2 protein-coding genes are annotated in these 2,736 nt (G+C 45.7%); both read right to left on the bottom strand.

The window, feature by feature from the left end; all coding sequences use genetic code 11:
- Positions 1 to 69: 69 nt before the first annotated feature.
- Positions 70 to 2,037 carry a type II secretion system protein GspD gene (locus HP439_RS18585; RefSeq protein WP_216657905.1) on the bottom strand — a complete coding sequence of 656 codons (1,968 nt, stop codon included), beginning with the start codon at positions 2,035 to 2,037 and terminating at the stop codon, positions 70 to 72.
- Positions 2,038 to 2,039: 2 nt separating this feature from the next.
- The coding region (locus tag HP439_RS18590) for a GspE/PulE family protein (RefSeq protein WP_172391825.1) at positions 2,040 to 2,736 on the bottom strand (697 nt) is incomplete at its 5' end.

Raw genomic sequence — 2,736 nt, forward strand, 5'->3', positions numbered from 1 at the left:
CGATAAGGCAACTAATGCCAATAGCTTCCTTAACTGAATACCACTGCTCAACTTTATCCCACATGCCTCTTAATAGATAATTGTCGATTTAATAAAAACAACGGATACCACCTTGCGCGTTGTTTTCTCACGACTGCTGAATAGCCACCGTAAAATCGGTATCCGTGATAAAACCGGTACGCCGCTCCCATTATTACTGTCCTCCATCCGTTCTATTCCTCCAAGAACGATCATATCTTCATTGCGCGCACGGACTATGGACTCAAATTTACTCGTCGATGTGGGCGGTGGTTCGTTCGGCGAAGTACCTCCTACGAAATCTGTAATATCAACTTTGATATCGAGCGTAATTTGGTCATCACCAGAGACAACGGGCCGAATGTCGATTGCCATATTCGCTTCTACTGGCGTATACTGCTCAGTGACAATTGACTGAGATGTCAAGGAAGGAATTACATTCTGCGTTTCCGTACGGTAATACCTTTTACTCCCGATGCTTAATGACGCGTTATGTCCATTTAGCGTTGATAATTTAGGCACCGACCGCATGTTGACATTCTGATTTTCTTCCAACGCTTTCAGCGTCACATAAAAGTTAGGCGACACCCGTCCTAGGTTAAAAGAATTATTCCTGCCGATCTGTGAAAGAAATCGATTGATTCCGCCTGAACCAAACGTAAAATCTATTCCCTCACCCAATATCTTACCTCCCATTGTCGTAGTCGAATCCGCGATCCCCGCTGTAATACCGGTTTTCACCGTATTCCCTTGTTGGATATCCAATATCGTCACTTCGATCAGCACCATGGGAACCAGTTTATCGATCCGCTTTACATACTCTTCAATTTCGCGTATCTGCGGCGAAGATCCGGACAGCAAAAGCATATTTTGTTCCTTAAATTCTTTAATTTCTACGTCGCGTCTCCAGTCGGTTGGAATCATAGCGAGTACAGTGTCCAAGGACCTGTTCTGCAACTGTATGATGCGGCTATCCCGCAGGCCTTCCATCTTCCGGTCACCGATCATGTACATCCCGTTTTCCTTACGAAAGGTATATGGAGTTGTACGGAAAATGGATACCAGGAAATCTTCAAAAGAAACGTCCCTGACATTAGCACTTACCTGTCCCTGGATTGTGGAATAAATAAAATAGTTTACTTCGGCATCCTGTGCTGCCCGCTTGATAAGGTCGGCTATAGGTGTGTTTTCCGCCTGTATGGTAAAACGTTTACCTTCTTGCTGCTGCTCTCCGTACACGGTAAATACACCGGGTGTTCCCGTCGTTACGCCCTGCATCGCCTCTACTCCACCACCCTGCTGGGCAATGTTGCTTCGATAGCGAACGGCCGTTTCCTTCTGTTGGTTGATGAACAGCTCTTCCCCGGGTATTAGCCCTTCGAATACGTAGACGCCATCTCGCGTGCGGTTATAACGCAGATTATTAGTAAAAGCTAGTTTTTCCAGCGCCACCTCGAACGGGGCAGCAGCAATAAATCCGCTCACTGTCTGCTGCTGGAGATTAACAGGAATTACTACATTTCTCCCCGATACGCTCGAAATTGCCTGGGCAACGTCAGCTAAATTATCGCCCTCCAGTTCGTAGGCCAGGCTGTTATCTGTGGCGTCAAAAGTCACTTTGATCTGCTTTGGAGGAACTACAGGCTCTATACCGCGCATCTGGGTTATCGACATGATGGATCCGACTACTTGCACATCAAGCTGATAATTCTTACTTAAAAACAGCAATACGTTAAGGGCGGTTTCGTTCTGAAAATTATTAACGATTGACATTTGCAGTTCAGGCTCTACGTTAATGTTCAAGCCATTGGACTCTGCCAGAGCACGGACAAATTCCTGAATAGAAACCCCCGAAACTGACAGCTTCACTTTTTCGTTAAGCCCCGGAACTGTTACCGACAATGCTCTGAGCCGCTGCTCCACCTGCTGGAACTGTTCCTCGGCACTCTGCTGCGCGAAAGATGCCAACACACCAACACACATAAAATAGGTAAGTATAATAAGTTTTTTCCAGTTCATTATTAATAATTAAAAAGCAAGGGATATATCTCTTCGATCGTAGTCAGTTTTTTGGCAAACAGTCCGAAGGCGTTCTCGCCCAAGGTTTTAATCTCCCGCTCTTTCAACAAGTCATCTACCTGCATATTTTCTTTTTTTATTTCATCTGCCAGTTCGCGGTCCAGCGGAATAATTTCGTAGACCGCTTTACGTCCCTTAAAACCCGTAAAATAACATTGATTACATCCGGCCGCTACAGCATGCTCTTGTACCTCAAAAAAAGGTTTAAATTGCTTCGGATACAGCGTGGGATCCATTTTTTTTGTCGTCTTACAATGCGGACATAGGAGCCGTACCAACCGCTGCGCAACGGTGGTATTCAGGGTATTGGCGATCAGAAAACCCGGAATACCCATGTCAATCAATCTTGAAATGGTTCCCCAAGCCGAGTTCGTATGTATTGTGGATAGCACGAGATGTCCCGTCAATGCAGCACGAATAGCCATATTTGCCGTATCTGGATCTCGGATCTCCCCCACCATAATAATATCCGGATCCTGCCGCAAAAACGTCCGCAGCGCGGCACCAAAGGTAAGTCCTATATTTTCGCGGAGCTGCACCTGATTAATTCCTTCCAGTGTGTATTCAATAGGATCTTCAATCGTCAGAATATTTGTTGTCTCCTTATTCAGGTGTTTAAGGGTTGCATAGAGCGTGGTT

The sequence above is a fragment of the Sphingobacterium shayense genome (assembly GCF_013179575.1).
In the GTDB taxonomy this organism is placed as follows: Bacteria; Bacteroidota; Bacteroidia; order Sphingobacteriales; family Sphingobacteriaceae; genus Sphingobacterium; species Sphingobacterium shayense.